The organism is Kitasatospora dryopteridis (genome assembly GCF_050749075.1).
GTDB lineage: Bacteria > Actinomycetota > Actinomycetes > Streptomycetales > Streptomycetaceae > Kitasatospora.
In genome coordinates, this window is record NZ_CP192749.1 from 5,999,884 (window position 1) to 6,020,985 (window position 21,102).

Genomic DNA, 21,102 nt, shown 5'->3' on the forward strand with positions numbered 1-21,102 from the left:
GCACGCCCGCAAGATCACCCCGGCTGCGAGGTCGTCCTTGGCGCGGGTGTGCCGGTGTCCTGCTGGTGGTTGCTCAGAAGTGGAGCATGTGCTGGAAGGAGTTCTCCGCGCTGCTGACGCGGAGGTTCTTGCGGGTGCCGTAGGCGAGGCGGTTGTTCCAGTTGTACTCCTCCACGTCGAAGGAGCCGTCGGCGTGGACCGCGTTGACGTAGGCGACGTGGCCATAGTCCCCGTGGGTGTCGTTGACGGCGATGGCACCGACGCTGGGGGTGGTGTTGACGGTGACGCCGACGCGGCGGGCGGCGTCGTCCCAGGTGTTGGCGTTGCCCCAGGTGGTGCCGCCGTAGGAGTTGCTGAAGTTCGGGACGCCGAGACGGTCGGCGATGCGGAACGCCGCGAAGGCGGTGCAGTTGTTGGCGGCGAAGCCGCGGGTGCCGTGGTCGAAGTCGTTGGTGGGGCTCTCGTTGCTGCCGCCGCCGGTGCTGCCGAGGAACTGGTGGGAGGCCTCGTTGTTCTTCAGCGTGGAGTTGAGGTTGCCCTTGGCGCCGGGGGCGAAGTCCTGGCTGGCGCCGGCGTAGCCGCTGTTGAAGTAGACGCGGACGGTCTTCCCGGTGCGGTTCCACACCGAGGCGGCGTTGTTCTTGACGCAGACGCCCTGGCCGTTGCCGGCGCCCTTGAATTCGTAGCAGGACGGCTGGGTGGCGCCGTAGTCGCTGATGGAGCCGGTGAAGTCGGAGACCGAGCCGGCCTGGTCGCTGTTGTAGTAGAGGCAGAACTCTCCGGAGTCGCAGACTCCGTCGCGGCCGGCGGCGAAGGCGGGGGTGGTGGCGATGAGGGGGGCGGCCACGGCCAGTGCGGTGCCGGCGACGGTGACCATGGTGCGTATGTTCTTCAAGGCTTGCTCTTTTCGTGACGTGTCATCGACGGGTTCTTCGGTCGTGCTCGAGTGGTGCCGGCGCGGTCAGTGGCTGCGCTGGTACTCCTCCCAGGTCTGGATGGGGATGCGGGGGCCGTCGTCGGCGGCCTGGTTGGCCAGGCCGTTGAGGCCGAGGTAGTAGTCACCGGTCTGGTGCTGGGCCTGGGTGGACAGATCGGTGTCGCTGATCGCTGCGGCGTGGATGTGCCACGGCCAGTCGCCCTGGTTGGGGTTACGGACCCAGGCGGCGAACCCGACCTGGCGCAGTGCCTTGGCGACGGCGGTGCGGGTGCTGCTGGACATGCCGTCGACCTTGATGTCCACGACGCCGCCGCCGTCGTGGGTGCCGGCGGACGTGGGGTCGCCGCCGGGGTTGTAGGAGCCCTGGGACAGGGTGAGCTTGAAGCCCAGGAGGCGCTCGGCTTCGGTGAGCATGTTCTGGGTGCGGGTGTTGACGGTGTATCCGTCGCGCTGCAGCTTCGCGCCGGGCCCGATCTTGTGGCTGACGGTGAATCGGCCCTGCCCGAGTGTGGCGAGGGAGGTGGCGCCGGGCAGTCCGTTGGCGTCCAGGCCGGTGTAGCCGAGGGAGCGCTGGAAGGAGGAGTAGGCGGTGATGGTGGTGGTGCCGAAGTACCCGTCCACCCAGCGGGCGTCGAGGAGACCACGGGCCTGCAGAGCCCGTTCGACGGCCAGGACCGAGTCCTTGGCCCCGGGGGTCAGCGTGCTGTCGGCGCGTCGGGGGTCGATCTGGGCAGCCTTGACAGTGGCTTCCATGTCCACCACGGGCAGCGCGGCAGCGGTGGCCTCCGGTGCCCCGGCAGGGGTTGTTGGGGTTGCCGCGTGGGCCTGTGCAACGCTCAGCACCAGGCCGCTCAGGACGGCGACGGCCGCGAGCAGTCGGGTTGCGGTGTTCCGGGTCTTGATGGCGGATGCCATGCGGTGGTTCCTTCCGGTTCGGTGGAGGATCGGCTCTGACCCCGTCCCGTTGTCGGGCAAGGGGGTTGCGTCGCGGGGCCCGCGTCGGGACCCGTGATCCGTTCGAGACGCTAGGAGGTGTCGATAGCGCGCCCGTATCGCGCCCGGGCTCGCCCGGGCAGGACGACCGGGCCGCAACGACGGCCCTGCGCAAGGGAGTCGGGGCTCGGGCGGGCCGCGCCATCGGGCGGATACGGCCGCGATACCGCCCTTCGCCAGCATGAATCCGCCACCGGCCGCCGCGATCACCGCGGCGGCCGGCATCACGCGGCGGGGACCGGACGGTCGCCCGCGCAGGGCACCGACACCCCGGCGCCCCGTACGGAAGGATCACCATGGCGATCAGGAAGTTCATCTCGGCCGCACTCGTGGCCGGCACCGTCGTGACGGCCGGACTTGCGTCCGCCGGGAGCGCCGCCGCCTTCACGGCCGACTGCCAGGGCGGCCAGGTCTGTCTGTACTACAACTCCAGCGCCCACGGCTACGGCGCCGTGTACGTCGAGAACACCAGCATCGAGAACTACGCGGGCCTGACGTTCAAGGCCGGCAAGAACGGCAGCTCCGGCGCCGGCGTCGCGGTGAAGAACAACGCGGCCGCGGTGGACAACCACTGGTACGGCACGTTCAACGTCTTCTACAACAGCGGCTGGGACTGCAGCGTCGCCTGCCAGGCGATCCCGATGAACAGCCGCCGGGACCTCAACTCCCAGCTGAAGAACAACAACGCGTCGGGCGAGTTCGTCGGTCCGTGACCTGACGCCTGCTGCACCGGCACACCCCACCGGTCCCCGGCCGCCCGCTCGGCCGGGGACCGTCCCACGACAACCCGCCCCGTGACGACCTCCGCCGTCACCAACTTCACGGCGAAGACGGACCTCAACGGCCGTGACGGGCCGTCGCTGAACGCCAACACCGTCAAGGTGGACATGTACCGCCAGGGTCAGACCGTGCCCGTCGCGTGCCAGGCGCGCGGCGAGGAGGCGTACGGCTCGGCGATCTGGGACAAGACCACCGACGGCGTCCGGGTGCCGGACTTCTACGCCCAGACCGGGTCCGACGGCTTCCTGTCGAACATGCCGCGCTGTGACTTCGAGCAGCCGTCCGGCGGCTCGCCGGACGGCCCCACCGGCCCGACCACCGGCAACGGCGACTGCGACAGGGTCGGCCACGGCCGGATCGGCGGCCCGGCGGGGAGCACCACGGGGACCAGCGCCGAGAAGATCGACCGCATCATCGCCCTCGCCAGGCGCAGACCACCAGGGGCCTCGGCTACGCCTGGGGCGGCGGCGGCCGGGGCGGCCCGAGCTGCGGCACGGCCTCGCTCTCGCCGAGCGGCTACAACGACTACAACCGCTTCGGGTTCGACTGCTCCGGGTTCACCGACTACATCTTCTGGGCCGCCGCGGGCAAGGAGATCGGCCAGAACACCGACGTGCAGTCCGTCCAGGCCATCCAGGTCCCGTACAGCTCGGTCAAGGCCGGCGACCTGATCTTCTGGGGCAGCCCGGGCAACACCGACCACGTCGCGCTGTACATCGGCAACGGCCGGATCATCGAGGCCGCCCGCCGCGCGGTACCAGCAGCGTCCACATCACCAACGTGTACGGCAGCCACAGTTACGCCATCCGTATCTCCGGCTGATCCGTCCACGGCGGCCGGGGGCGACCTCCCCGGCCGGCAGCCTTCCCGTCGCCGCCGGGTACGAGCCGCCTCGTGCCCGGCGGCGGTCTGCCCCCGTACGGGGGCTTTCTGCGTCGGGAGCCGGTGCGGGCCCACCGTGGCAGGCCCACCGGCCGGAAGCGCGGCGAGCCCGACCGGGCGGGGCCGGCCGGGCTCGCAGGGGCACCGGGGATCGTCGACGGGTGCGGGCTCCCGTGACGGTCAGCCGCAGTGGACGTTCTGGCGGTAGAGGTAGACGGTCTCGATCTCGCCGCCCCAGTCGATGCAGCGGCCCGCCGCGGAGACGTAGACCGGGCCCGCATAGGAGGTGAAGTCGCCGTAGTCGCCGATCCACTGCTGCGAACCGGCCAGCCGGACGAGGGCGTTCATGTAGAGGCGCTCGCCCGGGTTGTCCCGGACGGTGACGACGCAGTTCTTGCCGGTCGAGCCGTTGTAGGTCAGGAACACGGTGCCGTAGCCGCTGAGAGTGAGGTGGTCGATCTCGCGGTAGCCGCTGCCGCAGGCACTGTTGTAGTCGGCTGCCTCCGCTGTCGCGGGTGCGAGCACCACGCCGGCCGCGGCGGCCAGGGACAGAACGGCGGCCTTGGCGGTGCGGCCTATGAGCTTTCGCAACGGACGGGTCTCCTCTGAACGGGCGTTGCACGGAAGGGCGGAGCCGTCGGTGCTCGTGTCCGGGCGCGCTCCGTCCGGGACGCTAAGCGATCTTGATAGCGCGCCCGTATCGCGCCGGTTGCAGCCGGCGCGACCGCGCCCGGAACCCGCGCCATCGGAGCGATACGGCCGCGATACCGCCCTTCGCCAGCATGAATGCGCCATCGGCCCCCGCGATCACCGCAGGGCCGACACCACCGCGCGCCGGGACCTGGTGGTCCCCCGCGGAGGGCGCCGGACGTACCGGTGTGCCCTGAACGGAAGGATCAACGTGGTTATCAGGAAGCTCATCTCGGCGGTCGTCGTGGCCGGCGCCGTGGCGACTGCGGGCCTTGCGACCGCCGGTGAGGCGTCCGCCTTCACGGCCGACTGCCAGGGCGGCCAGGTCTGTCTGTACTACAACTCCAGCGCCCACGGCTACGGCGCGGTGTACGTCGAGAACACCAGCATCGAGAACTACGCGGGCCTGACGTTCAAGGCCGGCAAGAACGGCAGCTCCGGCGCCGGCGTCGCGGTGAAGAACAACGCGGCCGCGGTGGACAACCACTGGTACGGCACGTTCAACGTCTTCTACAACAGCGGCTGGGACTGCAGCGTCGCCTGCCAGGCGATCCCGATGAACAGCCGCCGGGACCTCAACTCCCAGCTGAAGAACAACAACGCCTCGGGCGAGTTCGTCGGTCCGTGACCTGACGCCTGCTGCACCGACACACCCATCGGTCCCCGGCCGCCCGCTCGGCCGGGGACCGTCCCACGACAACCCGCCCCGTGACGACCTCCGCCGGGGCAACCCGTCCATACGGCCGGCCGGCCGCGCCGTTCCGAAAGAGACTCCGACTGTGTCCAGCCGTTCGTCCCGCTCCGCCGTGATCCTCACCCTGCTGCCGCTGGTCCTGGCGGGCTGCGCGAGCACCACCGGTCCGAACCCCGGCGACGCCGCTCCGCCGAGCCCCAGGGCGAGCGTGCAGACCGCATCGGCGCCGCCCGTCGTCGCCGAGACGCCGCAGCTGGACTCGGCCAATGCGAAGCCGATGCCGCTCGACCCCTATCTGCTCGCCCCGGCACAGCTGGCCACCGTCGAGAAGGCCCAGCAGAAGCTGATCGTCGACTGCATGGCCGGCTTCGGCCTCACCTACGCCCCGCCGACCGGGAGCAGGAGCCACCGGGACAGCGACGCCCCCACCACCAGGGTGGACGCCCGCTACGGCCACCAGAGCGCCGCGCTGATGGCGGTCTGGGGCTACCACCCGGAGGGCGGCGTCCCTGCCGGGGCCTCCGCCAGGCCGAGCGGTCCGTCGTTCTCGCCCGAGACGGAGCTCGTGCTGCGGGGCACCGCGGACCCTGCGGCGCGGGCCGGCGCCGGCGGGCAGACCGTCAACGGACGGAAGGTGCCGGAGCGCGGCTGCATCGGCGAAGCGGTCAAGGAGCTGACCGGGGCGGCGGACGGCGAGATCGGCAACCCGCAGTTCGCCGACGACGTCAAGTTCACGACGCTGGAGCAGTCGCGGAACGACCCGCGGACGCAGGCGGTGTTCGGCAAGTGGTCGCAGTGCATGAAGGACGCCGGCTTCGGCTACCCGGACCCGCTCGCGGCGCTGGGCGACCCGCAGTGGCGGAAGACCCCGCTGCCGACGCCCGCGGAGGTGAAGGTGGCCACGGCGGACGCGGCCTGCCGCCACACCCACAACGTGGTCGGCGTCTGGTACGCCGTCGACACCGGCTACCAGCAGCAGGCGATCGCCGCCAACGCCGCCGCCATGGCCAGGGCCAAGGCCGCCGTGGAGACCCAGGTGCGGGCGGCGACCAAGGTGACGGCCGGCTGAGATCCCGCGCGGGCCGGGTCGGCGGCCGGACGGGCCTGTGAGGTTTGCCACGGCGGCGGCCCGCCGTCCGGCCGCGCGGGCCCGGGCGGCCTCCGGCATCCGAGGGCATCGCCAGGGCCGGTACGGACCCGGCGCAGCGTCCGCGATCGGGCGGTGGTCGTCCCGCGCTTCGAGGGTGTCCGTCCGTGAAGTGAACACATGGAGTGTTCGGTTCCGCAAGCCCGGCGGCGGCGTCCGGCGGCTATGGTCATTACTTGAACATATGTGGGCGCTGGAATGGGCCATCTGTTCAAAGAGTGTCTGGCGGGGGTGGCTCGGACGGACCCCTGCCGGACCGGGTTCCGCCCCGACGGCGGGCGGCGGCGCACGGTGTGCGACCGGCCGGGGAGGGGCGGGCCGGAGGGCGGGGGAGCGGGACCGGCCGCGTGATCAAATCTGGCGAAAGCTAGCATGGGGGCACCCTCCTAGCTCGAAAGATGGACTTGTGACTGTCAACGACGACGTGTTCACGGACTGGATGAACCGCGAGGAGATCGCGGAGTCGATGATTCCGATCATCGGCCGACTGCACCGGGAGAGGGACGTCACCGTCCTGGTTCACAGCCGCTCCCTGGTGAACAAGTCCGTGGTCAGCATCCTCAAGACCCACCGGTTTGCCCGCCAGATCGCCGGCGAGGAGCTCTCGGTCACCGAGACCCTGCCGTTCCTGCAGGCCCTCACCGCCCTCGACCTGGGCCCCTCCCAGATCGACATCGGCATGCTCGCCGCCACCTACAAGGCGGACAGCCGCGGCCTGTCGGTGGAGGAGTTCACCGCCGAGGCGGTCGTCGGTGCCACCGGTGCCAACAAGATCGAGCGCTCCGGGTCGCGCGACGTCGTCCTCTACGGCTTCGGCCGCATCGGCCGCCTCGTCGCCCGCCTGCTGATCGAGAAGGCCGGCTCCGGCAACGGCCTGCGGCTGCGCGCCATCGTCGTGCGCCAGGGCGGCGACCAGGACATCGTGAAGCGCGCCTCGCTGCTGCGCCGCGACTCCATCCACGGCCAGTTCCAGGGCACCATCACCGTTGACGAGGCGAACAGCACCATCGTCGCCAACGGCAACGAGATCAAGGTGATCTACGCCAACGACCCGTCCGAGATCGACTACACGGCGTACGGCATCAATGACGCCATCCTGATCGACAACACCGGCAAGTGGCGCGACCGCGAGGGTCTGTCGAAGCACCTGCGCCCCGGCATCGACAAGGTCGTGCTCACCGCGCCGGGCAAGGGCGACGTCCCGAACATCGTGCACGGCGTCAACCACGACACGATCAAGCCGGAGGAGCAGATCCTCTCCTGCGCCTCCTGCACCACCAACGCGATCGTCCCGCCGCTGAAGGCGATGGAGGACAAGTACGGCGTGCTCCGCGGCCACGTGGAGACCGTCCACTCGTTCACCAACGACCAGAACCTGCTGGACAACTACCACAAGGCCGACCGTCGCGGCCGCTCCGCGCCGCTGAACATGGTCATCACCGAGACCGGTGCCGCCTCCGCCGTCGCCAAGGCGCTGCCGGACCTCAAGGCGAAGATCACCGGCAGCTCGATCCGCGTCCCGGTGCCGGACGTCTCGATCGCGATCCTCAACCTGCAGCTCGCCCGCGAGACCACCCGCGAGGACGTCCTCGAGTACCTCCGCGAGGTGTCGCTGACCTCGCCGCTGAAGCGCCAGATCGACTTCACCACCGCCCCCGACGCGGTCTCGAACGACTTCATCGGCTCGCGCCACGCGTCGATCGTCGACGCCGGCGCCACCAAGGTCGAGGGCGACAACGCGATCCTGTACCTCTGGTACGACAACGAGTTCGGCTACTCGTGCCAGGTGATCCGGGTCGTCCAGCACGTCTCCGGCGTGGAGTACCCGACCTACCCGGCCCCGGCGGTCTGATCCCGCAGGGTCCCGGCGCACCGCGTACGGACGGAAGGGCCGGAGGCAGCAGCCTCCGGCCCTTCCGGCGTTGGCCCGCAGCCGTCGGCGGTCCTGGGTAGGGTCCGTGATGAAGGCCGCGGACGTGTGCCGCAGCGGCGGCTGACCGAGCGCAGCCCGACCCGCCTGGACCTGTGGGCGGCGCTGCTGTGCGCAGCGGGAGGCCGGTGAGAGTGCCGCAGACGGGTGGCCGGGGTCAGCCCGCCCGGTGGGCGGCGGCCTCGGCGCGGCAGGCCTCGGCGCGGTCGGGGTGGCCGGCGGCGTCCAGGGCGGCGGCGAGCTCGGTGAAGGCGGTGGCGGTGCCATGGGGGTCGCCCAGGCGTTGCCGCAGCACGAGGCCCTGCTCGGCGCACTCGACGGCCTCCCGGTGCTCCCCGGCCGTGCGGTGTTCGGCGGCCAGGTCGAGCAGGGCGAAGGCCTCCCGGTAGAGGTTGCCCTGCGAGCGGGCGAGGTCCAGGCTGCGGCGCTGGCAGTCGACGGCCTCGGCGTGCCGCTGCTGCCGGCCGCGGACCAGGCCGAGGATGTTGAGCGCGGCCGAGGCCAACTCCGGTGTGCCGTTCGCCTCGTGGGTGCCGATGCTGCGGTGGCAGCACTCCTCGGCGCGGTCGAGCACGCCGCGGCGGAGGTGCAGCAGCGCCAGGTTGTCGAGGGCGATGGCGGCGTCCACCGGCTGGTCGCCCGCCCGGTGGATGGCGAGCGAGCGGGCCAGGCAGGCGGTGGTGGCCCGTGCCGGCCGAGTTCCAGGTAGGCCAGGCCCAGGTTGTTGTAGGCCCGGGCCTGCCGTGCAGTGTCCCCGGAGCGGGCGAACAGCCGGATGGAGGCCAGGAGTTCGTCCACCGCGGTGTCGTACTGGTGGCGGGCGGCGGCCAGGGTGCCGAGTTCGAGCCGCCCGACGGCCTCGGCGGCGGGGTCGGGCTCGGGCCCGTCCTGGGCGAGCTGCACGCTGGCCCGGGCGAGCCGCTCCCAGTCCTGCCAGTGGCCGCGCCGCTGGAGGAACGCCCGCAGGCGGGTGGTCAGTTCGGCCAGGACGCCGGGTTCGACGGTGCCGGTGGCGGCGGCCTGCAGGGCGGCGCCGACGACGGCGCCGCGTTCCGCCTCCAGCCAGCGCAGTGCCTCGTGGGCGTCGGCGAAGGCGTGCTCGGCGTACGGCGTTTCCGGGCCGCGGTAGGCGCTGCCGGCGCTGTGGCCAGGGCGCAGCAGCAGGTCGGCCGCATGGACGGCGGCCAGGTGGGCCCGGGTGAGGCGGCCGAGCACGGCGGTGAGCGCCGTCCGGCGTTCGGCAGGGCTGTTGAGGCTCCGGCCGAAGACCCGCAGCAGGTCGTGGAAGCGGTAGCGGTAGCGGGTGGCGTGGTCGGGCGCGAAGGCCTCGAGGAGGTGGGCGTCGGTGAGGGCCTCCAGCTGCTCCTCGGCCTGGTCGTCCGGGACACCGAGGGCCGCCGCGGCGGTGGCGCCGCTGAGGTCGGGCACCTCCAGTTCGCTGAGCAGCCGGAAGGCGGAGGCGGCCTCGCCGTCGGGCAGGCTGTCGTAGCTGACCCTGAGGGTGGCCGAGACGGCCAGGCCGCCGGCGGTCAGCTCGCCGAGTCTTCGTTCCTCGTCGCGCAGCCGGCGGGCCATCAGGCCGAAGGCCCCGACCGGGCGCCCGGCGACCCGGGCCGCCACCACCCGCAGGGCGAGCGGGTAGCCGGCGCAGACGTCCAGCACCTCCTCGACGCTCTCCGCCTCGCCGTCGACCCGGTCGGCGCCGACCTGTTTGCGCAGCAGCCCGCGGGCATCCGCGGTGTCGAGGGCGCCGAGCCGCAGCACGGTGCGGGCGGGGGCGTCGGTGAGCCGGCTGCGGCCGGTCACCAGGACGAGGCAGGCGGCGGAGGCGGGCAGCAGCGGCTCGATCTGGGCGGTGTGCCCGGCGTCGTCGAGCAGGAGCAGCAGGCGGCGGCCGGCCGTGGCGCTGCGGTAGAGGGAGATGCGGCGCCCGGTGTCGGCGGGTATCCGGTCGTACGGGACGCCGAGGTCCTCCAGCAGACAGGCGAGGACGTCGGCGCTGTCTGCGGGGCGGTCGGTGCTGCCGTCGAGGCGGACGTGCAGCCGGCCGTCGGGATAGTGGTGGCCCAGGCGGTGGGCGGCGTGGACGGCGAGCGCCGTCTTGCCGATCCCGCCGGGGCCGGTGATCACGGCGACTCTGGGGGCGGTGGGGGTGCCAGGCGCGGTGCGGTCCGCCGGGCGGGGCGAGGCGAGCCTGCCGAGGGCGGCGAGCTCGCTGCGCCGGCCGACGAAGTCGGCGGTGTCGGGCGGGATCTGGCACAGGGCGGGGCGTGCTGCGGCCGGGGGCTCGGCCGGCGCGGGTCGCAGTGCGGGGTCGCCGTCGAGGATGCGCCGCTGGAGGTCCCGCAGCTCGGTGCCGGGTTCGATGCCGGCCTGTTCGACCAGGGTCCGCCAGGTGTCCTGGAAGACGGCGAGTGCCTCGGCCTGCCGGTCGGCGCGGTAGAGGGCGAGCATGAGCAGGGCGCGGACGCGTTCCCGGCACGGGTGGGCGGCGGCCAGGGCGGAGAGCTCGGGGACGGTCTCGTGGTGCCGGCCCTGTTCCAGCAGCAGGGCGAACCGGTCCTCCCAGGTGGACAGTTGCAGGTCCTCCAGCCGCCGGCGGTGCAGTTCGGCGTGCGGGCCGGGGACGCCTTCCAGGGCCCGGCCGTGCCAGAGGGCCAGGGCGCGGTCCAACTCGGCTGCGCAGAGGCCGGTTTCGCCGGCGCGGTGGTGGCGGTGGGCGGCCTGCCGGGCCTGCTCGAAGACGGCCGCGTCGAGGCGTTCGGGGTCCACCGGCAGCGCGTAGGAGTCGCCGCGGGAGAGCAGCACGGTGGAGCCCGCCCGGTGGCTGCGGTCCGGTTCCAGGGTCTTGCGGAGCCGGGCCACGTAGGTGGCGACGAGCTGGGGAGCGGTGGCTGGCGGCCGGTCGCCCCACACGCCGCGGACGATCTCGCGGCGGGAGAGGAACCGTCCGTCGGCGGTGAGCAGGACGGCGAGGACCGCGCGCTGCTTGGCCGGCCCGGCGTCCAGCTCGACGGCTCCGTCGAAGACCCGGACGGGACCGAGAAGTTGATATGTCAACAGCATGGTTGGGTGAACCACCCCTTCGCATCCTGCCCCCCGGCGCGAGCAGCCTAGATCCTCGGAGCGGCAGGAGGAAATGCCCGTCCGGCCGGGCCGGCCCGGTGGCGGGCCGGCCCGGAGCGTCAGACCGACTTCCAGAGCGCCGGGGCCGAGGGCGGCTCCCAGCCGGTCTGCGCGGTGTGCGCCTGGAGGCAGCTGTAGAGCAGGCCGCCGTAGGCCGCCCGGTTGCCCACGGCGTAGCTGCGGCCGGCCGTCCAGGCGGCGGCCGCCGTCGAGGTGGGCGGGGGTGTGGCGGCCCGGGTCGGGGAGGAGGTGGGTGAGACGGTCGTGGTGGGTGCGGTCGTGGGGGCGGCTCCGCCGTTCTTGCGGTAGAGCCGGATGTTCTTGATCTGGACGTCCGTCCGCTGCGACATCCCGGTACGGCCGTAGATGCCGCACTTGAAGTAGTGGGTGTTGTTGCCGCGGTCGTTGAAGGTGTTCCTCAGCTGCCCGTTGACGTAGACGTGGACCTTGCCGGCGTCGGCGTCGTGGACGACGTTGAGGCGGGTCCACCGCTCGTACACGGGGGAGTGGAGCTTGGTCGCGGAGTCGTAGTAGTTGATGCTGTCGGAGTTCATGGCGAGTGCCATGAAGGCGGTGGCGGCGGTGGCCCCGCCGAAGACCTGCATCACGCAGACCCGGTGGGCGCCGGTGCCGATCTTGATGTCGGCCTCGAACTGGGCGGAGCCGGAGGTGTACTCGTCGAGGAACCGGATCTCGCTGCGCGGCCCGGAGGAGCTCTCCGGCCAGAGCGCGGGGTCGGTGTCGTTGAGCCAGAAGTGGTGCAGCCCGGTGCCGTCGACGGTGTGCCGGGTCAGGCCGGTCGGCTGGTGGACCTTGTAGTCCGCACTGACCTCCGTCCAGCCCGACCCGATCGCGGCCGTGGCGGGCATGGCCGCCCAGGAGGCGGCGGCGGCTCCGCCGGCGAGGCCGGCGCTGCCGATGATGAACGTCCTTCTCTTCACGGAACTCCTTGAGTGTCGGTCCGGCTCAGCTGCGCTGCCAGAGCGCGGGGGCGTTCGGCGGCTCCCAGCCGGTCTGCGAGGTGTGGGCCTGGGTGCAGCGGTAGCGCTGTCCGCCGTACGCCACCTGGTCGCCCGCCCGGTAGGCGGTGCCGGCCGTCCAGGCGGAGGCGCCGGTCGGAGCGGAGGTGGGCGACGGCGCGGGGGTGGGCCGGGTGCTGGTGGGCGACGCGGTGGGACCGCCGAACCAGCCGTTGGCCTCCGCCCAGGTGGAGGAGACCCGGGCCTGGTCGATGTAGGCGGTCTTGGTCTTCTGGGTGCCCTGGAAGCCGCGCGCGTCCTTGGCCCAACTGCCCATGTAGAGGCCGACCCGCCAGTCCATCGGGCTGTCGGAGGCGACCATGTTGGGCTGGCCGGTCCGGCTGAAGACCTGGGCGCCGTTGAGGAAGACGCGGTACTGGCCGGTGTCGTCGCTGGCGAAGGTGATGTCGTGGACGACCCGGTACCACTTCCCGCGTTCCAGCTTGGCGACCCGGAACTTGGTGGTCGTGGGCGCGCACGGGTCCCCGGTGCGCAGGTGCAGCAGGAAGTCGTCGTTCTCCACCGCGTCCATGAAGGTCGGCACCCAGTTGCTGCACCCCTTGAAGACGGTGATCATCTGCATCACGCTGCCGCTGTTCCAGGCGAACTCCCAGTCGTCGGAGAGCCGGAAGGCGTACGAGTAGTACCGGTGCGTGCCGCGCTGTGCGACACCCTTCCTGGTGACCTCGGAGTGGTAGCGGCCCGTCCAGGCCGGGTCGTAGGTCTGGGTGAACTTCAGTGCCTCGCTGCCGGCGAGGGCAGGTGCGGCCACCTGGTCGACGGTGCCCAGGTGTTCGCGGCCGACCGAGTCCCAGCCGGCCAGGGTGCCGGCGTTCTGGAAGGTGATCGAGGCCTGGCCGGGTACGGCCGTCGCGACGAGCACCACCGCGGCGGTGACCGCGCCGAGCAGCAGTGTCCTGGTCCTCCCGATGCGCACGGCGTCTCCTTTCGGTTCGGCGGCCCGGGCCCTGCCCGAAGGCCGGCCGTGGCCGGCAGGCGGTTTCGGGGGTACACGGGACCTCCGGGGGTGGGGGAGGTGGGGCGACCGGCGCGGAGCTGGCGGAGGCCGGGGAGGCGGGGCGTCCGCGCCGGGTCGGGGCCCACAACATGGAGTAGACCAATCCCGGCGTCAAGGCTCCGGCCGCGCAACCACGCCCGTCCCGGGAGGCGACCGGCGTCACCGGAAGCGGTCGGTAACTGTGCCTCGGGGTAGGGGGATCGAGTGAAGGGGCAGGTCGGCGCACGTCCGCGGCCGGGTGTGCTGCAGGGCGGCGTGCTTGTTCGGGTGCCGTACGAGGCCGGGCGCGGGCCGCCCGGATTCCATTCGGATTCCATTCGGGGCCGCCCCGCAGCCCGGCCGGACCCGGGTGATCCCGAGTGGGCGGGGGCCGGGTAGAGGTCGAGACCACCACCTTGTGGCGAACTTAACGGCGGCATAAGGGTGCTCCGTCCGCGTGAGACCCGCGGCGCCGGCCCACCCTCACCCCGACCGTCGTGACCTGCGGAAACATCGGAGGTCGGGCCCCGGGGAGGCCCGGCGCGCCCAAGCCGCCCGCAGCGGAGGGGCGTTGACCGGACGGTCCGGGTTCGTTATTGATGATGGCCAGTCAGTCGGGGCTGTGTGCGGACCTGCCGGCACGACGAGACACCATCCCCATCCCTCCAGGAGGACGCGTGCACTCCGCTCCCAAACGGATACGCCGGCGGTGGATCGCCGCCCTGGTCGGCGCCCTGATGCTCACGGTGTTCGGCATCGGATCGGCGCTGGCCTCCATCCCGGTCGGCGAGTCCAGGACCGGCAAGATGACCTGGTACGACGACGCCGGCTACGGAGCCTGCGGCACGGCGATCAACGCGGCCGCCGAGGACCTGGTCGCCGTCTCCACGTCCTGGTGGACGTCGGCCAACCCGAACAACGACGACCTCTGCAAGGGCATCTCCGTGCAGGTCTCCTACAACGGCAGGACGATCACCGTCCCGGTCAAGGACAAGTGCCCGTCCTGCAGCGCCGAGCACATCGACCTCAGCAAGACCGCGTTCCAGAAGCTCGCCGACCTGAACCTCGGCGTGGTCTCCGGAATCACCTGGAAGTTCGTCGGCTCCGGCGGCGGTTCGGGCGGCGGCTCCGGCGGCGGTGGCGGTACGACCACCCTGCCCGCCCCCACCGGCCTGCGGGCCACCGGCACCACCGCGAGCAGCGTCTCGCTCGCCTGGACGGCCGTCTCCGGCGCCTCCTCGTACAGCGTCTACCGCGGCGGCACCAAGGTCGGCACGGCCACCGGCGCCTCCTACACCGACACCGGGCTCACCGCCGCCACCGGGTACCGCTACACGGTCGCCGCGGTCGACTCCGCGGGCAAGGCGGGCACCCAGTCCGCCGCCGTCACCGCGACCACCGCCACCACCGGCGGCGGAGGTGGAGGCGGCGGGACGGCCTGCCCGGCGCCCTGGAGCTCCACCAGGTCCTACGTCCCCGGCGAGACCGTCGCCCACGCGGGCCACAAGTACACCGCCACCTACTACTCCACCGGTGCAGCGCCGAACGACCCCGGTTCCTGGGCCGTCTGGCGCGACAACGGCACCTGCTGACCGCACGTGCCGCGGGGCTCCCGCCCTCTCCGTCCGGGGGTGGTGGGAGTCCCGCGGCTCAAGGGCTGAGCCCCGGCATGCGCGGGGCCCGTCCGGCAGGTGCCGGGCGGGCCCGTGCGGTGTTCGTGCAGTGCGGCGCGCGGCCTCAGCGGCCGTTGCGGGCGGCGGCCTGCTGCTTCTGCTTCTCCTTGATCCGCACGGTCTCGCGGCGGACCTCGGCCTGGGTGGCACGCTCGCGCTGCAGCCACTCGGGCTCGGCGGCCTTGAGGGCGTCGATCTGCTCGGTGGTGAGCGCCTCGGTGACACCGCCGCGGGCGAGGCCGGAGACGGAGACACCGAGCCGGTCCGCGACGACCTGGCGCGGGTGCGGGCCGTTGCGGCGCAGCTCCTGGAGCCACACGGGCGGTTCGGTCTGCAGCGCGTTCAGCTCGTCACGGGAGACCACGCCCTCCTGGAATTCGGCAGGGGTGGCCTCGAGGTAGACGCCCAGCTTCTTGGCCGCCGTCGCGGGCTTCATCGTCTGGGTCGTCTTGGGCTTGCGCGATGTCATGGTGACAAGGGTAAGCGAGTTTGTGCCCGCCCCGATCACGGTGGGTAGCCTGGGCTGCGTGACTGACATGCAGGCTGCCCCCTCCTCCTTCCGGCTGGCGTACGTTCCGGGTGTGACCCCGGCCAAGTGGGTGCGCGTCTGGGGGGAGAGGCTGCCCGACGTCCCGCTGGCGCTGGTGGCCGTCGCCGCGGCCGAGGGCGCGGGTGTGCTGCAGGACGGCGGCGCGGACGCCGGTCTCGTCCGGCTGCCGGTGGACAAGGCGGTGCTGAACGCGATCCCGCTGTACACCGAGACCACGGTGGTCGTGTTCCCCAAGGACCACTGGCTGGCCGCGGCCGACGAGGTGACCACGGGCGAGCTGGCCGAGGACATCGTGCTGCACCCGCTGGACGACACCCTGGCCTGGGAGGGCCTGCCGGGCCTGCCCGCCTTCGAGCGCCCCGCCACCACGGCGGACGCGATCGAGCTGGTCGCCGCGGGGATCGGGCTCCTGGTGGTGCCGCAGTCGCTCGCCCGCCTGCACCACCGCAGGGACCTCACCTACCGGCCGCTCACCGACGCCCCGCAGTCGCAGATCGCCCTCTCCTGGCCCCAGGACCGGACGACGGACCTGGTGGAGGAGTTCATCGGCATCGTCCGGGGCCGGACGGCCAACAGTTCGCGCGGCCGCACCCAGCCCGCCGACCGGGCGAAGGACGCCCCGTCCGGCCGGCAGCAGCGTCCCGCCGCGGGCGGCAGGACGCAGAGCGGCGGCAAGGCACAGGCCGGCCGCAAGGCCCAGGCCGGCAGCGCCGGCAAGTCCGCCGGTGGTGGCAAGGCGGCGGGCGGCCGCTCGCGCACCGGCTCCGGAGGCGCGTCCGGCGCCAAGCGCGGAAAGCCCCGCCGCCGCTCCTGAGGCGGCGCCGGTGCGGCCCTCTCATTTGTCGGGGGGCAGCTCGTTGTCGGGAGGGCAGCGGCGGCTCCTGGGAGGACGGCGGGTGCGGTGGGGGAGCGCGGGTGGTGGGGCCCGCGTGCCCGCCGGACGTGGGGGTGTCCGGCGGGCGGGGAAACCGGCAGGGGTGGTGTCGGTCGAGAGGACGATGCCGCGGGGGCAAAGGGGTGGTCAAGCCCCTCGGGCATGAGAATTGAAAGTTTCTGAAAACAATTTCGCCCTGAATCGGGTCAGTAGTCCTTCTGGCTCGATTCAGTAGGTCGACGATCCTTCACCTGCCGTGCCCGGTAGGGCCCTCCGGACCTGACGGGGGTTTACGCGGGGGGTTCCGGTCGGTAACCTTCTGATGCTTCTTGCAGCGAATTGCGCAAGGAGCGGCGGCCCCGGTGGAGAGGCCGCCCTTTTCGCAGCTGCCCCGTCCGGGGAGCCGGCGCACCCGCCGGCCCGGGGAGCGGCGAGGCAGGAGTGCGGCCGTCGGCCCCTGTTTTCCGGGCACGGCCACCCGCACCATCACCCACCCCACCTGTTCCCTGCCGCTCCGGCACCCCCGCGTCTCCGATGCCCCCACACTGCTCCCGTGTCCCCGGGCGCGGTGGAGGCCGGGGTTCCCCCCTGCCCGCGGCACTACCCGAGGGATTCACCTTGACTTCGCGATCACGCCATCGGCGGCGCCCCACGGCCGTCGCCCTGACGGCGGCCGCGGGCCTCGCGGCCACGCTGCTGTCGACGGCGCCACTGGGCGGTTCGGCCAGTGCGGCGAGCACCGCCGAGACGTCCAACACGGCGACCGTCTTCTACTACACCAAGAGCCGCAACTGGTCGACGTACAACCTGCACTGGGCCCCGGACGGCGGCAGCTGGACGACCGTGCCGGGCACCGCCATGGAGGCGGCCTGCACCAACTGGGTGAAGAAGACCGTCGACCTGGGCTCCGCCACCGGGCTGCAGGCCACCTTCAACAACGGCTCCGGCACCTGGGACAACAACGGCGGCCGCAACTACGCGCTGGGCACCGGCTCGATCACCGTCAAGGACGGCGTCGTCGCGCACAGCGACCCGTGCGGCAGCGGCACCGACCCCTCGCCGAGCCCGTCCCCGACCTCCGCCAACACCTCGACGGTGTACTACTCCACCGCCGTGACCGGCTGGAGCACCGTCAACCTGCACTACGCGCCGGCCGGCGCCGCCTGGACGGCCGTGCCCGGCATCGGCATGGAGGCGGCCTGCACCGGCTGGTTCAAGAAGACGGTCCATCTCGGCACCGCGTCGACGATGGCCGCGACCTTCAACAACGGCAACGGCACCTGGGACAACAACAACGGCGCCAACTACGTGGTCCCGTCCGGCACGGTGACCGTCCAGAACGGCAAGGTGACGGCGAACGCCGCCGACCCGTGCGCCGCCGAGGTGCCGGACACCACCGCGCCGAGCGTGCCGGCCAACGTCTCGGCCGCCGCCACCAACACCTCGATCGTCCTCACCTGGGACCCGTCCACCGACAACAAGGGGGTGACGGGCTACCAGGTCACCCGCACCGGTGGCACCCGGGGCACCGTCGTGGTGAACGTCGGCTCCACCGTGTACTCGGACGCGGGTCTCGACGCGAACACCGTCTACACCTACACGGTGAAGGCCCAGGACGCGGTCGGGAACGTCTCGGCGGCCTCCGCGGCGGCCGTGGCCACCACCGGCACCGCCCCGCCGCAGCCGGCCAACGGCGAGATGATCGGCACCGACCCACGCAAGGACCCGATCTACTTCGTCCTCACCGCCCGCTTCAACGACGGTGACAGCGGCAACAACCGCGGCGGCAGCCAGGACGTGAAGTCCGGCAACGCGGCCAACAACGACCCGATGTTCCGCGGCGACTTCAAGGGCCTCGTCCAGAAGCTCGACTACGTCAAGGGGCTCGGCTTCTCGGCGATCTGGATCACCCCGGTCGTGCTCAACCGCTCCGACTACGACTACCACGGCTACCACGGCTGGGACTTCTACAAGGTCGACCCGCGGCTGGAGTCCGCCGGCGCCTCGTACCAGGACCTGATCAACGCCGCGCACGCCAAGGGCATCAAGATCTACCAGGACGTGGTCTACAACCACAGCTCCCGGTGGGGCGCCAAGGGCCTGTACGTGCCCACCGTCTACGGCGTCCGGGACGCCCAGTGGTCCTGGTACTACGACGAGAAGCAGACCGGCTTCGAGTACGACGGCCTGACGATCGACCCGAAGACCGGCAAGTCCTGGTACAACGGCGACCTCTGGTCGACCGAGAAGCCGGCCGGCTCCACCTGCGTCGGCTGGGGCACGCCCACCCAGTACAAGAGCGCCGAGGGCTACACCATCTACAACTGCCAGTGGCCCTCGCCCACTTCGGGGATGTTCCCGTCGAAGTACTACCACCGGTGCTGGATCGGCAACTGGGAGGGCGAGGACTCGAGGTCCTGCTGGCTGCACGAGGACCTCGCGGACTTCAACACCGAGAGCCCCGAGGTGCAGAACTACCTCATCGGCGCCTACAACAAGTACATCGACATGGGCGTGGACGGCTTCCGCGTCGACACCGCCGTGCACGTGCCGCGGGTGACCTGGAACCGCCGCTTCCTGCCGGCGATCCAGCAGCGGGTCACCCAGGACTGGGGCGCGGCCAAGGCGCAGAACTTCTTCGTCTTCGGCGAGGTCGGCGCGTTCGTCAACGACAAGTGGAACCGCGGCTCGGTGAACCACTCCGCGCAGTTCTTCACCTGGAAGGAGCGCAAGGATTACACCTCGGACGACGTGCAGGCCGCGCTCGACCAGTACAACTACGAGAACACGATGGGCACCGCCAACCAGCCCACGTCCACCAACGCCTTCCTCAACGGCAACGCGTACCACACCCCGGACCACTCGCAGTTCTCCGGCATGAACGTCATCGACATGCGGATGCACATGAACTTCGGGGACGCCCACAACGCCTACTACAACGGCAAGGACTCCGACGACAGCTACAACGACGCCACCTACAACGTGGTGTACGTCGACAGCCACGACTTCGGGCCCAACAAGTCGAGCACCCGCTACGCGGGCGGCACCGACGCCTGGGCCGAGAACATGGCGCTGATGTGGACCTTCCGCGGCATCCCGACGCTGTACTACGGCTCGGAGATCGAGTTCCAGGCCGGTAAGCAGATCGACTGCGGTCCGAGCTGCCCGCTCGCCGGCACCGGCCGCGCCTACTACGGCGACAAGATCGCCGGCACCGTGACGGCCGGCGACTTCTCGGTGGTCTCCAGCGCCTCCGGCACCGTCGCCACCACCCTGCAGCAGCCCCTGGTGAAGCAGCTCCAGCGGCTCAACCAGATCCGCCGGGCGATCCCGGCGCTGCAGATGGGCCAGTACTCCACCGACGGCGTCAGCGGCGGCATGAACTTCAAACGCCGCTACACCGACGCCGCCACCGGCGTGGACAGCTTCGCCCTGGTCGCCGTCACCGACGGCGCCACCTACAGCGGCATCCCCAACGGCACCTACAAGGACGCCGTCACCGGTGACGTGAAGACGGTCGCCAACGGCACCCTGACGGTCGCCGCGCCGGGCAAGGGCAACCTGCGGGTCTACGTCCTCGACCTCGGCGGCAGGAACGCGGCCCCGGGCAAGATCGGCACCGACGGCCCGTACCTGAAGTAGCGGGCACGGCAGCACCGGGCGTCGGCGGGCGGAGGGAGACCTCCGCCCGCCGACGCGCGGGGGCAGCCGGCGGACGGAGGAGAGGAGAGCAGGAGCGATGACGGACGGCGGGCCGGGCCGGCGGCGGGGCAAGCCGACGGCGGGCGACGTCGCGGCCGCGGCGGGGGTCTCCCGCACCGCGGTCTCGTTCGCGTTCAACAGCCCGGACCAGCTGTCGCGGGCCACCCGGGCGCGCATCCTGGCCGTCGCCGAGGAACTCGGCTACCGGCCCAGCCCGCTCGCCCGGATGCTCCAGGCGGGCCGGACCGGCTCGGTGGGGGTGCTGCTCCCGCAGGGCCTGTCCGCGATCCTGCGCAATCCCTACTACACGGAGTTCCTGCGCGGCGTCGGCGAGGTCTGCGACCGCCGCGGGTACACCCTGCTGCTCACCCCGCCGCTGGAGGACTCGGTGCTCAAGGCGATCCCGTACGCGGCGGTGGACGGCTTCGTCGTCTGCGGGCTGGAGACCGACCGCGGCGAGGTGGCCGAACTGGCCCGGCACCGGATACCGGTGGTGCTGGTCGACGGCGACCCGCAGTCGGACGCGCCGAGCGTGGACGTCGACGACCGGCACGGCACCCGGGAGGCCGTCCGGCACCTGCTCGGCCTCGGCCACCGGCGGATCGCCGTGCTGTCCTTCGACCCGGGGCCGGAGGCCCCCGTCCACGGCTACCGCGGCCCGCTCGCCCGGCGGCTCGCCGGGGTCGCCGACGGCCTCGCCGAGGCCGGCCTGACCCTCGCCGACGTCGAACTGGCCGAGGTGCCGATCAGCCGTGCCGACGGCCACCGCACCGCCCGGGACTGGATGGCCCGCGCGGTGCGGCCGACGGCGATCCTCGCGCTCTCCGACATCCTGGCCTTCGGCGCCCTGGAAGGGCTCCGCGACCTCGGGGTGGACGTGCCCGGCGAGGTGTCGGTCGTCGGCTTCGACGACCTGCCGGAGGCCGCCCGCACCCGCCCGGGCCTGACGACCGTCCGGCAGGACATGGAGACCAAGGGCCGGACGGCCGCCGAGGCGCTGCTCGCCGCGGTGCACGGCGAGGCGGAGCCGCAGCGCCGGATGCTGCCGACCGGGCTGGTCGTCCGCGGCTCGACCGCGGCGCCGCCGGCGACCAGGGGCCGGCCGTGA

Annotated in this window: 16 protein-coding genes and 1 pseudogene; 9 read left to right on the forward strand and 8 right to left on the reverse strand. The window is 72.1% G+C overall.

Translation table 11 applies throughout. The features are described from left to right. Positions 1-73: 73 nt before the first annotated feature. Positions 74-895 (reverse strand): CHAP domain-containing protein, encoded by an 822-nt coding sequence (locus ACQ614_RS27065; protein ID WP_431681337.1) that lies wholly within the window; start codon positions 893-895, stop codon positions 74-76. Positions 896-961: 66 nt separating this feature from the next. Continuing rightward, on the reverse strand, positions 962-1,852 hold the full coding sequence (locus ACQ614_RS27070; protein WP_431681338.1) for a peptidoglycan-binding domain-containing protein: 891 nt from the start codon (positions 1,850-1,852) through the stop codon (positions 962-964). Between the two features lie 374 nt (positions 1,853-2,226). Between ACQ614_RS27070 and ACQ614_RS27075 the strand changes: the two genes are divergently transcribed. Together ACQ614_RS27075 and ACQ614_RS27080 are read left to right on the forward strand one after the other, a co-directional pair. Further along, complete coding sequence (locus tag ACQ614_RS27075) at positions 2,227-2,643, forward strand: hypothetical protein (protein WP_431681339.1); 417 nt, start codon at positions 2,227-2,229, stop codon at positions 2,641-2,643. 398 nt (positions 2,644-3,041) lie between these two features. Next, positions 3,042-3,800 carry a C40 family peptidase gene (locus tag ACQ614_RS27080; RefSeq protein WP_431684036.1) on the forward strand — a complete coding sequence of 253 codons (759 nt, stop codon included), beginning with the start codon at positions 3,042-3,044 and terminating at the stop codon, positions 3,798-3,800. On the opposite strand, the gene ACQ614_RS27085 is transcribed toward ACQ614_RS27080, so the two are convergent. Further along, the gene (locus ACQ614_RS27085) at positions 3,773-4,183 is read right to left on the reverse strand and encodes a spore-associated protein A (protein ID WP_431681340.1); all 411 of its coding nucleotides are present in this window, start codon (positions 4,181-4,183) and stop codon (positions 3,773-3,775) included. The genes ACQ614_RS27080 and ACQ614_RS27085 overlap by 28 nt on opposite strands. Before the next feature lie 310 nt (positions 4,184-4,493). On the opposite strand from ACQ614_RS27085, the gene ACQ614_RS27090 reads away from it, so the two are divergent. From ACQ614_RS27090 to ACQ614_RS27100, 3 genes are all read left to right on the forward strand, one after another. Then, positions 4,494-4,910 (forward strand): hypothetical protein, encoded by a 417-nt coding sequence (locus ACQ614_RS27090; RefSeq protein ID WP_431681341.1) that lies wholly within the window; start codon positions 4,494-4,496, stop codon positions 4,908-4,910. Between the two features lie 151 nt (positions 4,911-5,061). After that, positions 5,062-6,045: a hypothetical protein gene (locus ACQ614_RS27095; protein ID WP_431681342.1), complete on the forward strand. Its 984-nt coding sequence runs from the start codon at positions 5,062-5,064 to the stop codon at positions 6,043-6,045. A 484-nt stretch (positions 6,046-6,529) separates the two neighbouring features. Next, positions 6,530-7,975 (forward strand): glyceraldehyde-3-phosphate dehydrogenase, encoded by a 1,446-nt coding sequence (locus ACQ614_RS27100; protein WP_363496697.1) that lies wholly within the window; start codon positions 6,530-6,532, stop codon positions 7,973-7,975. 235 nt (positions 7,976-8,210) lie between these two features. Here ACQ614_RS27100 and ACQ614_RS27105 read toward each other — a convergent pair whose 3' ends face one another. The 4 genes and pseudogenes from ACQ614_RS27105 to ACQ614_RS27120 all read right to left on the reverse strand — a co-directional run bounded on the left by ACQ614_RS27105 (position 8,211) and on the right by ACQ614_RS27120 (position 13,135). After that, positions 8,211-8,681: a tetratricopeptide repeat protein gene (locus ACQ614_RS27105; RefSeq protein WP_431681344.1), complete on the reverse strand. Its 471-nt coding sequence runs from the start codon at positions 8,679-8,681 to the stop codon at positions 8,211-8,213. A 1,040-nt stretch (positions 8,682-9,721) separates the two neighbouring features. Further along, a pseudogene (locus tag ACQ614_RS27110) lies at positions 9,722-11,119 on the reverse strand (BTAD domain-containing putative transcriptional regulator); the annotation flags it as partial. 119 nt (positions 11,120-11,238) lie between these two features. Further along, positions 11,239-12,120 (reverse strand): polysaccharide lyase family 7 protein, encoded by an 882-nt coding sequence (locus ACQ614_RS27115; protein WP_431681346.1) that lies wholly within the window; start codon positions 12,118-12,120, stop codon positions 11,239-11,241. A gap of 25 nt (positions 12,121-12,145) precedes the next feature. After that, positions 12,146-13,135: a heparin lyase I family protein gene (locus ACQ614_RS27120; protein ID WP_431681348.1), complete on the reverse strand. Its 990-nt coding sequence runs from the start codon at positions 13,133-13,135 to the stop codon at positions 12,146-12,148. Between the two features lie 737 nt (positions 13,136-13,872). Here ACQ614_RS27120 and ACQ614_RS27125 point away from each other — a divergent pair. Beyond that, the gene (locus ACQ614_RS27125; protein ID WP_431681349.1) at positions 13,873-14,787 is read left to right on the forward strand and encodes a cysteine/serine endopeptidase inhibitor; all 915 of its coding nucleotides are present in this window, start codon (positions 13,873-13,875) and stop codon (positions 14,785-14,787) included. Positions 14,788-14,932: 145 nt separating this feature from the next. Here ACQ614_RS27125 and ACQ614_RS27130 read toward each other — a convergent pair whose 3' ends face one another. Continuing rightward, positions 14,933-15,337: a DUF5997 family protein gene (locus ACQ614_RS27130; RefSeq protein ID WP_431681350.1), complete on the reverse strand. Its 405-nt coding sequence runs from the start codon at positions 15,335-15,337 to the stop codon at positions 14,933-14,935. A gap of 67 nt (positions 15,338-15,404) precedes the next feature. Between ACQ614_RS27130 and ACQ614_RS27135 the strand changes: the two genes are divergently transcribed. The 3 genes from ACQ614_RS27135 (at position 15,405) to ACQ614_RS27145 (ending at position 21,102) form a co-directional block, all read left to right on the forward strand. Further along, positions 15,405-16,232: a LysR family transcriptional regulator substrate-binding protein gene (locus tag ACQ614_RS27135; protein ID WP_431684037.1), complete on the forward strand. Its 828-nt coding sequence runs from the start codon at positions 15,405-15,407 to the stop codon at positions 16,230-16,232. A 756-nt stretch (positions 16,233-16,988) separates the two neighbouring features. Further along, positions 16,989-19,934 carry a carbohydrate binding domain-containing protein gene (locus ACQ614_RS27140; protein WP_431684038.1) on the forward strand — a complete coding sequence of 982 codons (2,946 nt, stop codon included), beginning with the start codon at positions 16,989-16,991 and terminating at the stop codon, positions 19,932-19,934. A 97-nt stretch (positions 19,935-20,031) separates the two neighbouring features. Further along, complete coding sequence (locus tag ACQ614_RS27145) at positions 20,032-21,102, forward strand: LacI family DNA-binding transcriptional regulator (protein ID WP_431681352.1); 1,071 nt, start codon at positions 20,032-20,034, stop codon at positions 21,100-21,102.